The organism is Cupriavidus sp. Met-2, from assembly GCF_049843575.1.
In the GTDB taxonomy this organism is placed as follows: Bacteria; Pseudomonadota; Gammaproteobacteria; order Burkholderiales; family Burkholderiaceae; genus Cupriavidus; species Cupriavidus metallidurans.
On sequence record NZ_JBBHZL010000001.1, the window covers coordinates 424,104 to 442,368 of the forward strand.

General features: G+C 64.5%; 17 protein-coding genes. 9 read left to right on the top strand and 8 right to left on the bottom strand.

The window, feature by feature from the left end; genetic code table 11:
* Positions 1-75 precede the first annotated feature (75 nt).
* The 5 genes from kdsB to WD006_RS02055 all read right to left on the bottom strand — a co-directional run bounded on the left by kdsB (position 76) and on the right by WD006_RS02055 (position 3,412).
* A complete protein-coding gene (gene kdsB / locus WD006_RS02035; protein WP_011515395.1) occupies positions 76-885 on the bottom strand; it encodes a 3-deoxy-manno-octulosonate cytidylyltransferase in 810 nt (269 codons plus the stop codon).
* Positions 886-902: 17 nt separating this feature from the next.
* Positions 903-1,112 carry a Trm112 family protein gene (locus WD006_RS02040; protein WP_008644998.1) on the bottom strand — a complete coding sequence of 70 codons (210 nt, stop codon included), beginning with the start codon at positions 1,110-1,112 and terminating at the stop codon, positions 903-905.
* Positions 1,093-2,211 carry a tetraacyldisaccharide 4'-kinase gene (gene lpxK / locus WD006_RS02045; protein WP_029308399.1) on the bottom strand — a complete coding sequence of 373 codons (1,119 nt, stop codon included), beginning with the start codon at positions 2,209-2,211 and terminating at the stop codon, positions 1,093-1,095. Before lpxK ends, WD006_RS02040 begins: the two co-directional genes overlap by 20 nt.
* A gap of 131 nt (positions 2,212-2,342) precedes the next feature.
* Positions 2,343-2,774, bottom strand: a complete 432-nt coding sequence (locus tag WD006_RS02050; RefSeq protein ID WP_011515397.1) for an ExbD/TolR family protein — start codon at positions 2,772-2,774, stop codon at positions 2,343-2,345.
* Positions 2,775-2,791: 17 nt separating this feature from the next.
* Entirely contained in the window at positions 2,792-3,412 is a 621-nt protein-coding gene (locus WD006_RS02055; RefSeq protein WP_011515398.1) for a MotA/TolQ/ExbB proton channel family protein, read from the bottom strand.
* 1,018 nt (positions 3,413-4,430) lie between these two features.
* Between WD006_RS02055 and xseA the strand changes: the two genes are divergently transcribed.
* The 4 genes from xseA (at position 4,431) to WD006_RS02075 (ending at position 8,934) form a co-directional block, all read left to right on the top strand.
* Positions 4,431-5,816: an exodeoxyribonuclease VII large subunit gene (gene xseA / locus WD006_RS02060; RefSeq protein WP_049799652.1), complete on the top strand. Its 1,386-nt coding sequence runs from the start codon at positions 4,431-4,433 to the stop codon at positions 5,814-5,816.
* 129 nt (positions 5,817-5,945) lie between these two features.
* The gene (gene sodB / locus WD006_RS02065; RefSeq protein WP_008640957.1) at positions 5,946-6,524 is read left to right on the top strand and encodes a superoxide dismutase [Fe]; all 579 of its coding nucleotides are present in this window, start codon (positions 5,946-5,948) and stop codon (positions 6,522-6,524) included.
* A 159-nt stretch (positions 6,525-6,683) separates the two neighbouring features.
* A complete protein-coding gene (locus WD006_RS02070; RefSeq protein WP_029308397.1) occupies positions 6,684-7,427 on the top strand; it encodes a TetR/AcrR family transcriptional regulator in 744 nt (247 codons plus the stop codon).
* 172 nt (positions 7,428-7,599) lie between these two features.
* A complete protein-coding gene (locus tag WD006_RS02075) occupies positions 7,600-8,934 on the top strand; it encodes an MFS transporter (protein ID WP_011515403.1) in 1,335 nt (444 codons plus the stop codon).
* An 84-nt stretch (positions 8,935-9,018) separates the two neighbouring features.
* Here the strand turns inward: WD006_RS02075 and WD006_RS02080 are convergent, their stop codons facing one another.
* Entirely contained in the window at positions 9,019-10,101 is a 1,083-nt protein-coding gene (locus WD006_RS02080; protein WP_011515404.1) for a ferritin-like domain-containing protein, read from the bottom strand.
* Between the two features lie 172 nt (positions 10,102-10,273).
* On the opposite strand from WD006_RS02080, the gene WD006_RS02085 reads away from it, so the two are divergent.
* The 3 genes from WD006_RS02085 to WD006_RS02095 are packed head-to-tail and all read left to right on the top strand — an operon-like array spanning position 10,274 to position 13,088.
* On the top strand, positions 10,274-11,293 hold the full coding sequence (locus tag WD006_RS02085) for a ferredoxin--NADP reductase (protein WP_011515405.1): 1,020 nt from the start codon (positions 10,274-10,276) through the stop codon (positions 11,291-11,293).
* A complete protein-coding gene (locus WD006_RS02090) occupies positions 11,290-11,958 on the top strand; it encodes a TetR/AcrR family transcriptional regulator (protein WP_011515406.1) in 669 nt (222 codons plus the stop codon). Before WD006_RS02085 ends, WD006_RS02090 begins: the two co-directional genes overlap by 4 nt.
* A 32-nt stretch (positions 11,959-11,990) precedes the next feature.
* Positions 11,991-13,088: a Zn-dependent alcohol dehydrogenase gene (locus tag WD006_RS02095; protein ID WP_011515407.1), complete on the top strand. Its 1,098-nt coding sequence runs from the start codon at positions 11,991-11,993 to the stop codon at positions 13,086-13,088.
* Positions 13,089-13,154: 66 nt separating this feature from the next.
* Here WD006_RS02095 and WD006_RS02100 read toward each other — a convergent pair whose 3' ends face one another.
* Complete coding sequence (locus tag WD006_RS02100; RefSeq protein ID WP_011515408.1) at positions 13,155-13,931, bottom strand: 3-hydroxybutyrate dehydrogenase; 777 nt, start codon at positions 13,929-13,931, stop codon at positions 13,155-13,157.
* Positions 13,932-13,940: 9 nt separating this feature from the next.
* The gene (locus WD006_RS02105; RefSeq protein ID WP_011515409.1) at positions 13,941-15,332 is read right to left on the bottom strand and encodes a GntP family permease; all 1,392 of its coding nucleotides are present in this window, start codon (positions 15,330-15,332) and stop codon (positions 13,941-13,943) included.
* 234 nt (positions 15,333-15,566) lie between these two features.
* Between WD006_RS02105 and WD006_RS02110 the strand changes: the two genes are divergently transcribed.
* Both WD006_RS02110 and WD006_RS02115 read left to right on the top strand, forming a co-directional pair.
* Positions 15,567-17,111: a sigma-54 interaction domain-containing protein gene (locus tag WD006_RS02110; RefSeq protein ID WP_011515410.1), complete on the top strand. Its 1,545-nt coding sequence runs from the start codon at positions 15,567-15,569 to the stop codon at positions 17,109-17,111.
* Positions 17,112-17,179: 68 nt separating this feature from the next.
* On the top strand, positions 17,180-18,220 hold the full coding sequence (locus tag WD006_RS02115; RefSeq protein ID WP_029308396.1) for a transporter: 1,041 nt from the start codon (positions 17,180-17,182) through the stop codon (positions 18,218-18,220).
* Positions 18,221-18,265 lie beyond the last annotated feature (45 nt).

Consider the following 18,265-nt stretch of genomic DNA (forward strand, 5'->3'; position numbering starts at 1 on the left):
GCATTATGCCATGGGCCGTACGGATTCGGCCCCCGCCGAAGTTGCAGCAGTGTGAACTTCAGCGGGCGAATGTTGTCACGGCCCTTCCTGAGCCATGCCCTGCACCCATAGCGCACGCACGCGTTCCAGGTCCGCCGGTGTGTCCACGCCCGGCGCCGGTGCAGCCGCCGTCACCATGACGCCGATCCGCTCGCCATGCCACATGGCACGCAGTTGCTCGAGCGCTTCGGTCTGTTCGACCGGCGCGACCGCCAACGTCGGGAAGCGGCGCAGGAAGCCCGCGCGATAGGCATAGATGCCGATGTGACGCAGCACCGGCATGGCCGGCAGCGGGACTTGCGCGGTGGCCGCGGGCTGGGCCGGCACGGCAGACCAGGCATCGCGTGCCCACGGAATCGGCGCGCGCGAGAAATAGAGCGCGCGGCCCGCGTTGTCGCAGACCACTTTCACCACGTTCGGGTTGAATACTTCGGCCACGTCGTCCAGCGGATGCGCTGCCGTGGCGATCGCGCAGTCAGTGTGAGCCGCCAGATGCAGCGCGACTTCGTCGATCAGCGTCGGCTCGATCAGCGGCTCGTCGCCCTGTACGTTGACGACGATCGCGTCATCGGCCAGCCCGAGCTGTGCCGCCACTTCCGACAGCCGGTCGGTGCCGGACTGATGGTCGGCACGCGTGAGCACGGCTTCGACGCCATGCGCGGCGCAGGCCTGCGCAACTTCCTGGGAGTCCGTTGCCACCACGGTGCGCTGGGCCGACGACGCGTGGGCGCGTTCAGCCACGCGCACGATCATCGGATGGCCGCCGATGTCGGCCAGCGGCTTGTTTGGCAGCCGCGTGGAGGCGAGGCGGGCAGGGATGACAACGGTAAAGGTCGGGATGCTCATCGTGCGACCTTTGCCCATCAATTGCCGGCCGGCGCCGAGGGTTCCACCGGTACCACACGGCCCGGCACGGTCTGGCGCGCTTCGTCCGCCAGCATGACCGGAATGCCATCACGGATCGGGTAGGCCAGCTTGTCGGCGTGGCAGATCAGTTCCTGGGCGGCGCGATCGTATTCCAGTTTGCCCTTGCACAGCGGGCAAACGAGGATTTCAAGCAGCCGGTTGTCCATCTTGGTGTTCCTTGTCGAGACCGTCGGCCATCCCGGTGGCGGTGGATTGCCCCACGGTGACGGGTGTGGCGATGGCCGGGTTGCGCGCCTGCACGACGCGGCGGATTTTATCGATCAGGCCCGCGTCGATCACGGGCGTGGTGGGGACGACCCAGATACGCGGGTCGTCGAAGCGCTCGCATTTTACGGCATCCTTCTCGGTGATCAGGATCACGTCGGCTTCGAGCGCGGCAGGATTGTCCGCGAACGGGTCCTGCACGAAATCGTAATGGTCCGGCAGCGGCAGCGTGGCGGGGGATAGCCCCGCCTGACGCAGGCTGGCGAAGAAGCGTTCCGGGTGGCCGATGCCGGCTGCCGCCAGCACCCGCTTGTCCGCGAACTTGGACACGTCGCACGACATCGTCGGATCGTTGAGTTGCCAGGCTTCGTCGAGCTCCAGGCGCATGCCGTAGACGTCGGGTTTGTCTGGCGTGGCGCGGAAATTCGGATCGTTGATCAGCGTGGCGTCGCGTGGCCGGGTCAGCGGTTCGCGTAGCGGGCCGGCCGGCAGCATCATGCCGTTGCCGCCCATGCGCGTGTCGAACATTACGATCTCGAAGTCCCGCTGGAGCTTGTAGTGCTGCAGGCCATCATCGAGCAGTAGTACGTTGACGCCGGGATGCGAGACGAGCATGGCCTGCGCGCACAGGGCGCGGTCCGGGAAGACCCACACCGGGACGTCCGCGGCGCGTGCGATCAGCAGCGGCTCGTCGCCGACGTCGGCGGCCTTCGAGGTCGGCTTGACGCGGCGCGGGTGGTTCAGCTTCACGCCGTAGCCACGCGAAACCACGCCCGGGCGCAGGCCGGCTTCCGCCAGCGCATGGGCCAGCGCGATCACGGCCGGGGTCTTGCCGGTGCCGCCCACGGTCACGTTGCCAACCACGATGACCGGCATCGGCAGACGGGTCGACTTGAACCATCCCTGTTGATAGCCGTACCGGCGAATGCGCGCGATCAGGCCGAACAGCAGCGACAGCGGCCACATGAGCCAGGTAAACCAGCTACGGCGCTGCCACTGGTCGGTGACGAAGTCGGCGAGGGTGTGTTGGGGAGCGGCCATGAAGATCGGGGACGGGAGCGGGCGGCGCCACCGCTAGGGTGGCGCCGGGCGAATGCAGACATTATGGGCATTGCCCGACGCTTGTCGCAAGCCTGCCGTTCGCCGCGCCGGGACTGCGGGCGTCCAGCGCCTTATCGCTTCTGACTGCTCTGGGTGGCGAACGTCAGCCGCGACAAACCTGCAAGGCGCGCGGCCTCCATCACATTGATCACGGCCTGGTGAGTGGCCTGGGCATCGGCGTTGACGATGACCACTGGCGGTTGCCCGTTGCTGGCCGGACCGGCTGCGCTACGCAACTGGTCGGCGAGGCTGGTGACATCCGTCTGCTCCAGCACCTGCTTGTTGACGGAATAGATCCCGCGCGCCGAAACGGACACGACGATCTCGGTCGGGCGCTGCTGCGCCCGCTCGGCATCGGCCGTCGGCAACTGAATCTGAAGTTCGGTGAAGCGCGAATACGTGGTCGTGATCATCAGGAAGATGAGGATCACGAGCAACACGTCGATGAGCGGGATCAGGTTGATCTCCGGCTCCTCGCGTCGCTGACGGGAACGGAAATGCATGGCGCGCTCCCGCGGTGTTACACCCGCCGCTGGGGCAGGATGGCGTCGAGGAACGAGGTCGCGCGGAATTCCAGCTCGGCCACGTAGTCGTCCACGCGGCGGCGGAAATAGCGCCAGAAAATCAGCGCCGGGATGGCGACGATCAGGCCGAACGCGGTGTTGTACAGCGCCACCGAGATCCCGTGCGCGAGCTGCTCCGGATTGGCACCGGTGCCGCCCTGGTTGCCGAAGATCTCGATCATGCCGATGACCGTGCCGAGCAGGCCCATCAGCGGGGCCACCGAGGCGATCGTGCCCAATGCGTTCAGGTAGCGCTCGAGTTCGTGCGCGACCACGCGGCCGGCTTCCTCGACCACGTCCTTGGCGGCGTCGCGCGACGTCTGCGGTTGCAGCACCACGTGGCGCAGGCCGGCGGCCAGCACGCGGCCAAGCGGCGAGTTCTGCTCAAGGTTGTTCACAACCTCGGGCGTCGCCCTGCGCTGCTGGGCGGCGGAGAGCGCCTCCTCGTACAGCTTGGGCGGCAGGATCTTGCTGCGCTTCAGGGAAATGAACCGCTCGACGATCAGCGCCAGTGCGATGACCGACGCGAGCAGCAACGGCCAGATCGGCCAGCCGGCCGCTTGAATGATGGAAAACACGTGGACCCCCGAATTCTACAAACCAACGACAGACCCGAAATCAGAACGATTGATGCGTGGCAGCCTTTGATGCGCCGGGACGCGCCCCGCGCAGCGGCAATGCTCGAAAAATTGCAGGCGCCACTCTACCCCGCGACTTGGCGCGGGGCAAGCCGCGCAAGTACGCGGTGTCTGCCGTGCGCATCGCCGCACGCCGGCGACTTTCCACATTTGTGCGGGACAGGACTGTGGACCGATTGTGGAAAGCACGCGGAAAAGCACGCTAACCCATTGATCGCAAAGGAAGGCGTGTGGTCTGCCTGTTTTTTGTGCAGGCTTCGGCGCAACGGTTGCCAGCACCTGTTCCGACCGCTTCCGACCGCATTGGATGGGCGTGGCGACGACTTTCCACACAGACGCGGGACAGGATTGTGGATCGGTTGTGGAAAGTTATCGGAAAAGCGTGCTAAGTCCTTGATCGGAAAGGGGGAAGCGAGGTCTGCCTAAAAAATGTGCAGTTTAGGTGTGACTCCGGTCCGGCAGTCGATCCGGTAACCCCGTCACTTTCCACATCTGTTCAGGACAGTACTGTGGACGCATTGTGGATAAGCACGGGAGAAGCAACGTAAACCGTTGATTCGATTGGCCCTGCTACTGGCTGCCCAAAAAATAGGCATTTGCGGTGCCACGGCCCCTCGTGACGTGGTGAGGACATTTCGCGGGGCCGACATTGCTGCAGCTTGAGTCGTGACGCTATCGCCGCGATTATCCACAGGATTGACGCTTGACAAATCATTTATCCAAAGCTTCTGTGGATAACTTTGTGAACAAGCCAAGGGGCCTTTCGGTAAGTCGTTGACGCGTAAGGTTTTCTCTTACATTGCCTGTTTTTTGCGCCGTCCAAAAAATCATAAGAATCAAAGGCTTGCACCAGAACATGCGGATTGCGGCCAGGCGCGCGTGAAGGGGGAGGTGCCCCTTGACATTGCCGGTATGCTGTGGACATGTCCATCCCAGGCCGCGTGCGCGGCTGCGAACCATGCCAGACAACGAGAACTTTCCGCGCGCGATGCCGTCTCAGCCGCCCACGCGCACCCGTGATGTGATCCAGGTCAGTGAACTGAATCACGCCATCGCCGGCGTGCTCGAACGCAGCTTTCCACTCGCCTGGGTCCGGGGAGAGATCTCGAATTTCACGCGGGCGGCCAGTGGGCATTGGTATTTCTCGCTCAAGGACGCACGCGCGCAGATTCGTTGTGTGATGTTTCGCGGGCGTAATCAGCATGTCGACTTTTCGCCACGCGAAGGGGAGGCTGTCGAGGTGCGCGCGCTGGTGTCGATGTATGAGGCGCGTGGTGAACTGCAACTCGGCGTCGAAGCCATGCGTCGTGCCGGGCTCGGGAATCTCTACGAGGCGTTCTTGCGGCTCAAGGAAAAACTGGCGCAGGCAGGTCTGTTCGATACTGAGCGGAAACGCCCCATTCCGGATCATCCGCGTGTGATCGGCGTGGTGACCTCGCTGCAGGCCGCTGCGATGCGCGACGTGTTGACCACGTTGCAACGCCGCGCCCCGCATGTGCCGGTGATCGTCTATCCGGTGCCAGTCCAGGGGGCGGGCGCTGCGGAAAAAATCGCCGCGATGCTCGACACCGCCAGCGCGAGGCGCGAATGCGACGTGCTGATCCTCTGCCGGGGCGGCGGCAGCATCGAAGACCTCTGGTCGTTCAATGAGGAAGTGGTGGCGCATGCCATCGCGCGGTGTGCCGTGCCCGTGGTCTCCGGTGTCGGTCACGAAACCGATTTCACGATTGCCGATTTCGTGGCCGACGTGCGCGCGCCGACGCCAACCGGCGCGGCGGAACTGGTGAGCCCCGACCGCGCGCATCTGCTTCAGGCCACGCGCCGTGCCCGTGATGCGCTGGCGCAGGCAATGGACCGGCAACTCGAGCGTCGCGCGCAGCATCTGGAATGGCTCGGACGCAGGTTGCGCAGCCCGCAGGCGCAGTTGCAGGAGCGTCGCGCCCAGGTCGACAATCTGGCCCGGCACATGCGCTCGGCACTGCGCGATACGGTGGCCGTACAGCGCCACCGCGTGGACGTGCTGGCAATGCGCTGGCGTGCCTGCAAGCCCGACATTGGTGCGGCGCAGGCGGAGCTGGGCCGCCTGGCGGCACGCATGGCAGCTGCGGCCGCACGGCGGCATGAGCGCGAGACGGCACGCTTGGCGCGTGCGTCGGGCGCGCTGGAACTGCTGGCGCCCCAACGAACGCTTGAGCGTGGCTATGCGGTGTTGCTTGACAATCGTGGCCGCGCCCTGCGGTCGCCGGTCGAGTTGCGTGCAGGCAGCATTGTCGAAGCACATCTGGCGGACGGGGTTGCCGACATCGAAATCGCCGGTGTGCAGGCCAAGCTGGCGAGCTTCTGACAACCTCCCCCGGCCCTGTGCCGGGGAAACTAACATGAGGGCAGGGGGCTTTCCGACGTCGTTTGCGCGGGTCTGGCAAGTCACCTACAATCGGCAGTTCTCCCCACCACAAACCGCAGAGACAGAACAATGGAACACAAGCTCCCTTCTCTCCCGTACGCGCATGATGCCCTCGCTCCGCATATCTCCAAGGAGACCCTGGAGTTCCATCATGACAAGCATCACCAGACCTACGTCACGAACCTGAACAACCTGATCAAGGGCACCGAGTTCGAGAGCGCATCGCTGGAAGAGATCGTCAAGAAGTCGTCCGGCGGCATCTTCAACAACGCCGCCCAAGTGTGGAACCACACGTTCTACTGGGAATCGATGAAGCCGAACGGCGGTGGCCAGCCGACCGGCGCCCTGGCTGACGCGATCAACGCCAAGTGGGGTTCGTTCGACAAGTTCAAGGAAGAATTCACGAAGGTGGCAGTGGGCACGTTCGGTTCGGGCTGGGCCTGGCTGGTCAAGAAGGCCGACGGCTCGCTGGACCTGGTGTCGACCTCCAACGCCGCCACCCCGCTGACCACCGACGCCAAGCCGCTGCTGACCTGCGACGTGTGGGAACACGCCTACTACATCGACTACCGCAATGCTCGTCCGAAGTACGTCGAGGCATTCTGGAACGTCGTGAGCTGGGACTTCGCGTCGAAGAACTTCGCCTGAGCGAATTCGGCAAGTCGAAGCTGAGTAACAAGGCCCTCCTTAGCGAGGGCCTTGTTTCTTTGGGGCGAGGGTGATGAACGGAGGCCAGTTCGTCGTGTTTGGTACAGGGTGAATTGCCGCATAATCCACTCTGTTCCCGAACGGTCTTCACCCACTGCCATGCCCACGCCTACCAAGCCCACGACCCGGTCCGCTACCGCATCCCGCGCCAGGTCGGCCAAGCGAGGCGCCGACGAGGTGGTACGTCCTCCGTTGCAGTCGCGTAGCGAAAAGAGCCTGGAGAAGATGGTGGCGGCCTGCCGCGCACTGGCCGAGGAGCGCGGCAATCTCGACGACATTTCGTTGAACGAGACCGTTGCCAGGGCGGGCACGTCGATTGGCGCGTTCTATGGGCGTTTCAAGGACAAGGAGGCCTTTCTCGGCTATGTGCTCGAAGTGGCGTTGCGCGAGGCGGAGGACGTCATGCAACGCTCGATCGACGAGGAGCCTGTCTGGCAGACGGGCCCCGCGCAGGCAATCGTCCAGCGCATCATCGGCAGCTACGTCAGCCAGTTTCGGCTGAATCGTGGTTTGTTCAGGGGATTCCTGCGGCACTACTCGGCGCGTGACGCGCGCGACAACCCGATGCGCGATGCCAACCGGCGGATCTACGGGCTGGTCGTGCCGTCGCTCGCGGCGCAGTTGGGCGATCGGCCCAAGGACACAGCGGAGTTCGAAGTCCGCGCCGCGCTGCAGTTCATGGTGGGCACGCTCGCCAACATCCTGCTCAACGATCCGGGGCCGCTGCATCTCGATGACGATGCTCTGGCGCTCCACCTGGATCGCATGATGGTCCGCTATCTCGGATTGCCTGAGGCAGTCGCGCCTGTCGCCTCCGCGACGCCTCGCCGCAGCAAGCGCTAGCCTCCGGTCATCGCGCGTCTCGCGTTAGGCGTTTCTCGAGCGAAACCCTATCAGTATTTGCCCTCTGCTGTCTGAACCGAAAAATAGCACTACCGTTCGTAATCCGGTCGGATGGCACATGCCTTCCGGCGCGCCCCCGGTGCGCGCGCGAGCACGCAAGGAGACCACGAATATGGCAGAAGCGTTGACATCGTCACGAGGCAATGTGTTGCCGCAAGAGGCTGAGGAAAGCGGCCCGTCCAATGTCTACCAGCCACGCAAGGCATGGACCATCGCCATCTGGCTGACTGCCTTCTCCGCCATCAACTTCCTCGACAAGGTCGTGCTGGGCATGTTGGCCGTGCCGATCATGGAGGATTTTCATCTGACGCCCACGAGCTTCGGCGTGATCGCCGGCAGCTTCTTCTGGCTGTTCTCGCTGTCAGCGGTCGTGGTCGGCTTTATCGGCAACCGGGTGGCTTCGCGATGGATCCTGCTGTGCATGGCGTTCATCTGGTCGGTGGTCCAGCTTCCGGTCGCCTTCGCGACGAAGTCATGGGTGCTGCTGGCCTCGCGGGTGGCGCTGGGCGCTGGCGAGGGACCGAGCTTTCCGGTTTCGGCACATGCCTTGTTCAAGTGGTTCCCGCATGACAAGCGCAATCTGCCGGTGACGCTGATCAACCAGGGCGCGGTCATTGGGCTGCTGCTGGCGGGCCTGCTTGTGCCCTATGTTTCGCACAACTGGGGATGGCGCACCAACTTCATCATGCTGGCGATTGCGTCGGCGGTGTGGGGGCTGGGCTGGCTTTGTTTCGGCCGCGAGGGCACGCTGAGCTCGGCCGCCGCCGATGACGGGGCCCCGCGCGCTGATACCTTGCCGCGACGTGTGCCTTACCGCAAGCTGCTGACCGACCCCACGATCCTGTCTGCCTGTTTCGTCGGCTTCACAGCGTACTGGAGCCTTGCGCTGGTGCTGACCTGGATTCCTTCATATCTGGAGCAGGCGCTCGGCTTCGATCGCATCAGCGCGGGCAAAGTGTTCGCCCTGCAGGTTGCCGCGGGCATCCCCATCAGCATGACGCTGAGCTGGCTCTCGCAGCGCATGTTGCAGCGTGGCGCATCCACGCGTGTGGCCCGCGTGCTGTTCGGCGCCGTTTGCGTCGGCGTGGGCGGGCTGGGCCTGCTGGTGCCTGCGTTCGTGCCGATGCCGACGCCTTATCGGCTGGTATTGCTCACCGCTGCCGCCACGCTGCCGAACATGGTGTTCTCGTTCGGCCCGGCGATCCTGGCCGAGATTACGCCCGACGCGCAGCGCAGCGCCATCGTCGCGCTCAATGTCGCGATTTCCACCTGTGCGGGCGCCATCGCGCCGATCACGATGGGATGGTTCGTGCAGGCGCATCCGGGTGACCTTGCCCATGGATACGAACTTGGCTTTGCACTGGGCGGCGCGGTGATGCTGACGGGATTCGTGATGAGCTGGCTGGGTCAGCATCCCGAGCGCTCGCTGCGACGGCTGCAAGGCTAACGAGCAGAGGCCGGCTTGCCGGCGAATCTCTGGCACGAAAAAAAACCCGGCAAATACTTGCCGGGTTTTTTCACTTGCACGGACTCAGTGCGCGCTGTCGCTGGCCTGCTTGATGGTGTCCATCACATGGCGGCGCGCGTCGAATTCCTCGGCCACCTTGTGATCGTTGGCGAACTGGGCCTCGACGTCGACGTTGGCGAACTCGATCGCTCCCATGGCGGCAAACGCGTCCTGCACGCGCTGGCTCCACAGGCCGATGTCCTTGACCGTCGGCACGATCCGGCTGAACAGGCGCTGGCGGAACAGCCGCATGGTTTCCGAATCGCGTACCGCCTGCGCGCATTCGTCCTCGGGCAGGCCCAGCCGGCCCCAGACTTCTTTCTGGTCGAAGCGCTCGCGCATCAACTGGCAGGCTTCGATCACGAAGTCCTCGCGTTCGCGTTGTTCGGCCTCCGTCAGTTGTGGATAGTAGCCGCGCAGCGCGGTGCGGCCGAAGGCGACGTGGCGCGACTCGTCCTGCATCACGTAGGCATTGATCGAAGCGGCCAGCGGGTTCTTCGCGAAGTCGCGAATGCGCTGGAAGGCGGCGAGCGCCAGCCCTTCCACCAGCACCTGCATCCCGAGGTAGCAGAAGTCCCAGCGCGAATCGGTCAGCGTGGTTTCCAGCAGCGACTTCAGGCCGGGCGTGATGGGGTAGAGCAGGCCGACCTTCTCGTGCAGCAGACGCGAATAGGCCTCGACGTGGCGGGCTTCGTCCATCGTCTGCGTGGCTGCGTAGAACTTGGCATCCATGCCAGGCACCATCTGCACGATGCGCGCGGAGACCATCAATGCGCCCTGTTCGCCATGCAGGAACTGCGACAGCGAATGTGCCTGCTGGTGGCGGCGTACCTCGATGCGGTCGTTATGGCCCAGTTTGTCCCACAGCTTGGTGCCGTAGATCGGGATCATGCGGTCATCGAGTTCCTGCGGGTTCTCCGGGTCCAGTTCCTGGGACCAGTCGATCCGGTCGCTCGCGTTCCACTGCTGTTTCTTGCTCGTCTCGTAGAGCTGCAGCAGCTTGGACGACCCATTGTCGTATTCCCAGTTGAACTCTGTCGCTACCTGGCTGCCGACGGACCAGCCGGTCTGGTCCACAGGCAGGGTGTAACGGTGCATCGATGTCATGACGTCTCCTTTGGCTTGCCTTGGGGTTTGGCCGATCATCGTGACCTGCTGCGCCGGAGCCGGGAAGATCGGCCTTGTTCTTGCGGGGGCTTCCGACTATAAACAGAAGAATAATTCTGTTTCTGATTAATGCAAGGACCCGATACAGGTTCCGCAGAACGAGGAGACGCGGATGCAGTTCCATCGCCTGACCGTTGCCGATGTGGTTGCGGAGACCGAAGACGCACGTTCGTTCGCGCTTGCGATACCCGAGCCGCTGCGCGGCGCGTTTCGATATCGTGCGGGGCAGCATTTGACCTTCCGGGTGGACGTCGGCGGGGAAACCCTGATGCGCAGCTACTCGCTGTCCAGTGCGCCGGAGTCCCTTGGGCTACCGGTGGTGACGGTAAAGCGGGTCGCGCAAGGCAGGGTGTCCAACTGGTTCCACGCGAACGTGGGCCCCGGCAGCGTGCTGGACGTGAGCGAGCCCACCGGGCGCTTCGTGTGTGACGATGGCGCGGCGCCGCTGGTGTTCTGCGCGGCGGGTAGTGGCATCACGCCAGTCCTGTCGATGATTCGCTCCGCACTAGCCACCACCGCGCGCCACATCACGCTCTTCTATGCGAATCGTGATGCCGCGAGCGTCATCTTTGGGCAGGCCATCGCCAGGCTGGTGGCGGATCATCCGGAACGGCTCACTGTCCGGTGGCACTACGATGACGAGCACGGCATCCCCGACGCGCAGACCCTCGGACAAATGCTGCGGCGCAATGCGGACTTCCACCTTTATCTTTGCGGTCCCGCGCCGTTCATGGCCATGATTCAGCAGGCCGCGGGCGAAGCCGGCGTGGCGGGTGGGCGTGTGCACCTGGAGCGTTTCGACGCCGCGCCCGTGGTCGCCAGCGCCGCGGTTACCGCCACGGCAGCGATGACCTCATGCGATGCGCGCGTGACGATGAAGGGCGAACAGCATACGGTGCGGGTGGAGGGCGGCCAGTCGCTGCTGCAGGCCATGCTGGAGGCCGGGCTCGATGTGCCATACGCGTGCGAGGAAGGCTACTGCGGATCGTGCGCCGCAAAATGCCTCGATGGCGAAGTCGCCCATGCGCACAACGACGTGTTCAGCCCTGACGAACTCGCCGCTGGTTGGATACTGGCGTGCCAGGCTCGTCCGCGTCACGATCGTCCATTGATCATCACCTACGACGTATGAATCCGACCATTCCGATGCAGACCGTGGAAGGTTTGCGCGCGCCGCGCCAGGAGCGCAGCGAGGCCTCCCTGCGAGCCATGCTTGCGGCGGGGCGAGGGTTGATCAACGCATCCGGCAGCCTGACCGGCTTCTCGCTGGCCGAACTGACCCAGGCGGCCTCCACGTCGGTGGGCGCGTTCTACACGCGCTTTCGCGACAAGGAGACCTTTTGTGCGCTGGTGCTCGAGGATATGCTGACAGAACTCCGGGCCGGGCTCGATGCGCAAATGGCGCAAGATCCGGTCTGGCATGACGGACCGGCTGATGCCATCTGCGCACGCATCATCGCGTTCTACGTTGCCACCTTTCGCTCATATGCCGGTGTGTTCGCAGCCTACCTGCGACATGCCGCCAGTGGTGGACCGTTATGGGGGCCTATTCGCGATGCCAACCAGCGCATTCTCGATGTCATGGTGCCCTGCCTGTCCGGCCATCTGAGCGCGGAAGGGCGCGACTGGGCCGAGGATGAGATCCGGATGGCGATCCGGTTGGTGGTCAGTACCCTTACGAGCATCGCGCTGGAAGTGCCGCATGGCATCGGCATGGAGGACGCGGCGCTCGAGCCTCGCCTTGCCGCGATGCTGCAACGCTATCTGGCCGGGCCGCCGCACGTCCCGGCTCCGTGAAGCAAGTTGATTCAACCAAGGAGACACAGAAGATGAAAGCCGCAGTGATGGAAAAAGCAGGCGCGCCGCTCGTGATCCATGACGTTGCCATTGCCGAACCGGGTCCGCGCGAGGTGCGGGTGCGAACGGCGGCCGTGGGGTTGTGCCATAGTGATCTTCACATGATGCAGGGCACCTATCCGCTACCACTGCCCGCCGTGCTTGGGCACGAGGTGTCGGGCGTGGTGGAGGCCGTTGGCACGCAGGTATCCGGACTGAAGGCGGGCGATCATGTGGTGGGCTGCCTGTCGGTCTATTGCGGCCACTGCTCGGTATGCGCGTCGGGCCATCAGGTGCTGTGCCAGAACCCGGAGGTGAAGCTTCCGCCCGGCAAGGCCAACCGTCTGCGCCTGGCGGGGAATCCGCTCAGCCAGGTGTTCAATCTCTCCGGTTTCGCCGAAGAGATCCTCGTGCACGAGAACGCGCTGGTGAAGATTCGCGACGATATGCCGCTCGATCGCGCGGCGCTGCTCGGCTGCGCGGTCATCACCGGCACTGGCGCGGTCTTCCATAGCGCGAAGGTGCCGCCGGGCAGCACCGTGGTGGTGGTCGGCTGCGGCGGTGTCGGGCTGTCCGTGATCAACGGCGCGGTGATTGCCGGCGCGTCGCGTGTGATCGCCGTGGACATGCTGCCTGCCAAGCTGGAACTGGCTCGCAAGTTCGGGGCGACCGACGTTGTCAATGCGGGCGATGGGGATCCGGTCGCGCAGGTGATGCAACTGACCGGCGGCGGTGCCGAATTCGCTTTCGAATGCATCGGCTTGAAGCAGACCGCCGAGCAGTGCTACGCGATGCTGGCCCCCGGTGGCACGGCGACGGTGATCGGCCTGTTCCGTCCGGATGCGAGGATCGAACTGCCCGCACTCGACTTCCTGAAAGAGAAGCGCATCCAGGGCTCGTTCATGGGTTCGAACCGCCTGAGTCTGGATATCCCTCGACTGGTCGAGTTGTACATGCAGGGCAAGCTGCTGCTCGACGATCTGATTTCGCAGCGGATCTCGCTGGAGGATATCAATGAGGGGTTCATCGCCATGCAGTCGGGAAGCGTGGCGCGAAGCGTGATCACATTCCCTGGGGTAGGCGGGTTGTAAGACGCCGCCAATCTGCCGCGCGCCATGCCGGATGCGGCGTGGCGCGCGGTGTCGCGACTGCTACAGCTATTGCGCGGTCCAGCCGCCGTCCATGGCCCAGGCCGCGCCGCGCACCTGATCGCCGAACGGCGAACAGAGCATCAGCACCAGATTGCCCAACTGCTCCGGCGTGACGAACTGCCCCGAGGGCTGCTTGTCCGACAGCAGCCGTGCCCGGGCCGCTTCCATCGAAATACCGTCTCGCTTCGCGATCGCATCGATTTGCGCCGCTACCAGCGGCGTCAGCACGAAGCCGGGACAGATCGCGTTGCAGGTGATGCCGGTACCGGCCGTTTCCAGCGCGGTGACCTTGGTCAGCCCGACGAGACCATGCTTGGCTGCCACGTAGGCGGACTTGCCGGCCGAGCCGACAAGCCCGTGCACCGACGCGATATTGACGATACGACCCCAGTTACGGGCCCGCATCGCGGGAATCACGTGCCGCGTCGTGTGGAAGCTCGACGTCAGGTTGATGGCCAGGATGTCGTCCCACTTCTGCGCGGGAAAGTCCTCCACCTGCGCCACATGCTGGATACCAGCGTTGTTGACCAGCACGTCCACGGTGCCAAAGCGTTCCCGTGCCATGGCGATCATCGCTTCGATCTCATCGGGCTTGCGCATGTCCGCCGGGTGATGGGCCGATTGCGCGCCAGTTGCCGCGATTGTGGCGAGCGCCGCGTCGACATCGCCGAAGCCGTTCAGCACGATGTTCGCGCCAGCGCGGCCCAACGCTTCGGCGATACCCAGTCCGATGCCGCTGGTGGAGCCGGTGACCAGCGCGGTCTTGCCTTGCAGATTGACCATTGCCGCTCCTTAGACCAGACCGGTGGCGTAGAACACGAAGATGACGAAGAACACCGCCATCGTCTTGATCATCGTGATCGCGAAGATGTCGCGATACGACTGGCGATGCGTCAGGCCGGTGACCGCCAGCAGTGTGATCACCGCGCCGTTATGCGGCAGCGTGTCCATGCCGCCGCTGGCCATCGACACCACGCGGTGCAGGACTTCCAGCGGAATCTGGGCGGCGTGCGCGCCCTGGATGAAGACGTCCGACATGGCGGCCAGCGCGATGCTCATGCCGCCCGACGCCGACCCCGTGATACCCGCCAGCGTGCTGACCGACACCGCCGCATTGACCAGCGGATTGGGAATGCTGCGCAGCGCATCGCTCACCACCAGGAAGCCAGGCAGCGCGGCGATCACGCCGCCGAAGCCGTATTCCGATGCGGTGTTCATCGAGGCCAGCAGCGCGCCCGACACGGCGCTCTTGGTACCTTCGGCAAAGCGCGAACGCACCGCGCCGAATGCCGTCACGAGCACCACTACGATGCCGAGCAGCAGCGCGGCTTCCACGGCCCAGATTGCGGTCACGCTGGCGATCTTGGTTTCCACCGGCTTGGCCAGGCCGGGCAGCGACACGCTGTTGGCCTCGCCATACCAGAGCGGAATCATGCGCGTGAGCCAGAAGTTGGACACACCCACCACGATCAGCGGCAGGATGGCCAGCAGCGGCGGCGGCAGCTTGCCGCCTTCCACACGTTGCGGTTCGTTCAGCAGGTTGGTGCCGTAGCCCTCGCCATTGGCGGCGGCCACGCGACGGCGCCACTCAAGGTACGACAGGCCAACGATGATGATGAACAGCGAGCCCGCCACGCCCAGCACGGGTGCGGCCCACGACGTGGTCTTGAAGAACGTGGTCGGGATGATGTTCTGGATCTGCGGCGTGCCCGGCAGCGAATCCATCGTGAACGAGAACGCGCCCAGTGCGATGGCGCCCGGCATCAGGCGCTTCGGGATATTGCTCTGGCGATAGAGTTCGGCGGCGAACGGGTAGACCGCGAACACCACCACGAACAGCGACACGCCGCCGTAGGTCAGCAGCGCGCAGACCGCCACGATCACGGCATTGGCGCGCGAGCGGCCGATATAGCGGATCGCCGCGGCGACGATCGACTCGGAGAAGCCAGAAAGCTCGATGACCTTGCCGAACACGGCGCCCAGCATGAACACCGGGAAGTAGAGCTTCACGAAGCCGACCATCTTCTCCATGAAGATGCCGGTAAATACGGGAGCGACGGCTGACGGGTCGGTCAGCAGCACTGCGCCTAGCGCGGCGATCGGTGCGAACAGGATGACGCTGTAGCCGCGATAGGCGGCGAACATCAGGAACGCCAGGGCGGCGAGCACGATGACGAAAGACATGAGGTCTCCGAAGACTTGTTATTGGATACCCCCTGGATGTGGCGCAAGGGGCAACTTTTGGGGGCCGCTTGTTCAGCACGTTCCATGCCCAGCAGATAAGTTATCTATACGTCATATATATGACGGTTTGATGGAAAATGTCTCCCGATGGAGATGTCGGGTTCTCCCGGGAGACCTTTGAGTCTCTGATATGAGACACTTCGCGTCTCCAAATCGAGAATCGAAAACGGGAACATGCACAAGATCGCCGAACCGGGCGGCGCGCTGCTGCTCGACTACGACGATGTCGCACGGCGGGCCATGGAGTCGCTTTTCCGCACCTTCGAGAATTTTAGCGAGGGGACTTTCGTCGTGGACGACCAGGCGCGCGTGGTGTGGATCAACAAGCGCTACGCGGCGCGTTTTGGCTTCAGCAATCCGCAGGATGCGATCGGGCTCGATTGCGAGCAGGTGATTCCGCACAGCCTGATGCGCGAGGTCGTAACAACCGGCAAGCCGATCCTGTTGGACATCCTGGAGACAGGGCGCGAGCCGATGATCGTCACGCGCCTGCCGATCAAGGACGACGAGGGTCGGACCATCGGCGGTGTGGGCTTCGCATTGTTCGACGAGCTCAAGGCTCTCACGCCGATCTATGCCCACTACGCGCGGGTGCAGGCCGAACTGGCTGCCGCGCGGCGATCGCTGGATCAGGCGCGCCGCGCCAAGTACACGTTCGCGAGCTTCGTTGGCACCAGCCGGGCGGCGCAGGAGGTCAAGCGTCAGGCGCGCCGGGCGGCCCAGGTGGAATCGCCGGTGCTGCTGCTCGGCGAGACCGGCACCGGCAAGGAACTGCTGGCGCACGGCATTCACGCTGGCTCGGCGCGTGCCGAAAAGCCGCTCGTGACCGTCAATGTCTCGGCGATTCCCGACACGTTGCTCGAAGTGGAGTTCTTTGGCGCCGCGCCGGGCGCCTATACCGGTGTCGACCGCAAGGGCCGCGTTGGCAAGTTCGAGCTGGCCGATGGCGGCACGCTGTTTCTCGATGAAATCGGCGACATGCCGCTCGCGCTGCAGAGCAAGTTGCTGCGCGCGCTCCAGGATCGCGAATTCGAACCGCTTGGCTCCAACCGGATCGTGCGATCCGATGTGCGCATCATTGCCGCCACGTCCGCCGACCTGCCGGGGCTGGTGGCGGCAGGCAGGTTCCGCCCGGACCTCTACTACCGGCTCAACGTGCTGACCATCGAACTGCCGCCGCTGCGGGAGCGACTGGGCGATCTGGTGCCGATGGCCTACGCAATGATCGAGGAACTCTGCATCAAGGCTGCCCGGCAGCCGATGGGGCTGGGCGCGGACGCATTGAAGCTCCTCGGCGAGTACGGCTGGCCGGGCAACGTACGCGAACTGCGCAATGTGCTGGAGCGTGTGGTGATGCTGTGCGACGAGGATGCGATCGACGCCGCGACACTGGCGCCGCTGCTTGGGCTGGGGCGCGTGCCGTCCGCCATCCATGCGGGCCCTCAATCGGCACCAGAATCCGCACCCCATCCGACGACAGTGATTCCGGAGACACCCGTGCCGCCGGAGGTGGCAGCAGACGTGGCCATCGCCCACGTCCCCGGCGTTCAGACCGCGGTGCCCGCGCAATCCTATGCCGACGCCATGGCGCAGTTCGAAGCGGCCTTCCTGCATCAGGCGCTGGACGCCTGCGGAGGCCGTGTAGCCGAGGCCGCCGCCCGCATCGGGCTCAGCCGCGCGGCGTTCTACAAGAAGCTGGCGGCCGGAAAGGCCAGGTAGTTCGGGGACGTCACGGCGCCATGCTAACGTCGCGCGTCACACAGTTATTTCGATCCACGGGAGTCTTCATGCAATCGGGCATTGTCGAGTCGGGCTACGGGTCAGATCCGGTCGGTCTGGTCAGCGGTTTCTTGTTCGAGCCGGGGCAGCCCTTGCGGGAGATCGACTCGACAGGCGCGGCGGCCTGGCTGCATCAGCACGGCAATGCCGCGCCGACCACGGCACGCCACGACCAGCCGTTTCTCTGGCTTCACTTCAACCTGTCCCACAGCGCCTGCGAGCGCTGGATGAAAGGCCAGCTCGGCCTGCCAGAAGACTTCTTCGAAGCGCTGCGGCAGGGCTCGCATTCGACACGTATCGAGCGTCAGGACGATGCGTTGCTGGCCGTGGTCAACGATGTGATCTACAACTTCGGCGTCGTCTCCACCGACATTTCCACGCTGTGGGCCCATGCCGATCACCGGCTGCTGGTGACGGCCCGCGCACGGCCGCTGCGTTCGGTGGACCGCCTGCGCGCCGCGGTGCGCAGGGGCGAGCCATTCCGCTCGCCGCTGGATCTGGTGGTGCACCTGCTGCGCGATCAGGCCGACGTGCTCGTGCAGATCGTGCGCGAGACCGGTATCAATGTCGACCAGATCGAGGACCAGTTGCTGTCCCAGCGGCTGCACTCGAACCGCGCGGACCTGGGCGCGATGCGTCGTGGTCTGGTGCGACTGCAGCGCCTGCTGGCGCCGGAGCCCGGCGCGTTGTTCCGTCTGCTGAACCGTCCGCCGGCGTGGCTGCTCGAAGGGGATTTACGCGAGTTGCGCGAGTCGACCGAAGAGTTCTCGCTGGTGCTGAACGACCTTGCCGCGCTGGTGGAGCGGATCAAGCTGCTGCAGGAAGAGATCGCCGCCAAGCTCAACGAACAGACCAACCGCACGCTGTTCACGCTGACGCTGGTTACCGTGCTGGCGCTGCCGATCAACATCGTGGCCGGCTTCTTCGGCATGAACGTGGGCGGGATTCCTCTGGCGGATCATCCGCACGGCTTCTGGGTGCTTGTGGTGCTGGTGGCCAGCTTCACGGTGCTGGCCGGGCGCTGGGCATTCCGCAAGCAGGCCGAGTAGGCTGGCAGTCGATTCATGCAAGTGCCACACTGAAAGCGTACGATT

Coding starts and splice junctions, on each gene's coding strand:
- WD006_RS02110 (WP_011515410.1), top strand. CDS start 15,567: ATGCACAAGATCGCCGAACCGGGCGGCGCGCTGCTGCTCGACTACGAC.
- WD006_RS02080 (WP_011515404.1), bottom strand. CDS start 10,101: ATGACATCGATGCACCGTTACACCCTGCCTGTGGACCAGACCGGCTGG.
- sodB (WP_008640957.1), top strand. CDS start 5,946: ATGGAACACAAGCTCCCTTCTCTCCCGTACGCGCATGATGCCCTCGCT.
- WD006_RS02070 (WP_029308397.1), top strand. CDS start 6,684: ATGCCCACGCCTACCAAGCCCACGACCCGGTCCGCTACCGCATCCCGC.
- xseA (WP_049799652.1), top strand. CDS start 4,431: ATGCCAGACAACGAGAACTTTCCGCGCGCGATGCCGTCTCAGCCGCCC.
- WD006_RS02090 (WP_011515406.1), top strand. CDS start 11,290: ATGAATCCGACCATTCCGATGCAGACCGTGGAAGGTTTGCGCGCGCCG.
- kdsB (WP_011515395.1), bottom strand. CDS start 885: ATGAGCATCCCGACCTTTACCGTTGTCATCCCTGCCCGCCTCGCCTCC.
- WD006_RS02085 (WP_011515405.1), top strand. CDS start 10,274: ATGCAGTTCCATCGCCTGACCGTTGCCGATGTGGTTGCGGAGACCGAA.
- WD006_RS02100 (WP_011515408.1), bottom strand. CDS start 13,931: ATGGTCAATCTGCAAGGCAAGACCGCGCTGGTCACCGGCTCCACCAGC.
- WD006_RS02115 (WP_029308396.1), top strand. CDS start 17,180: ATGCAATCGGGCATTGTCGAGTCGGGCTACGGGTCAGATCCGGTCGGT.
- lpxK (WP_029308399.1), bottom strand. CDS start 2,211: ATGGCCGCTCCCCAACACACCCTCGCCGACTTCGTCACCGACCAGTGG.
- WD006_RS02050 (WP_011515397.1), bottom strand. CDS start 2,774: ATGCATTTCCGTTCCCGTCAGCGACGCGAGGAGCCGGAGATCAACCTG.
- WD006_RS02040 (WP_008644998.1), bottom strand. CDS start 1,112: ATGGACAACCGGCTGCTTGAAATCCTCGTTTGCCCGCTGTGCAAGGGC.
- WD006_RS02095 (WP_011515407.1), top strand. CDS start 11,991: ATGAAAGCCGCAGTGATGGAAAAAGCAGGCGCGCCGCTCGTGATCCAT.
- WD006_RS02075 (WP_011515403.1), top strand. CDS start 7,600: ATGGCAGAAGCGTTGACATCGTCACGAGGCAATGTGTTGCCGCAAGAG.
- WD006_RS02105 (WP_011515409.1), bottom strand. CDS start 15,332: ATGTCTTTCGTCATCGTGCTCGCCGCCCTGGCGTTCCTGATGTTCGCC.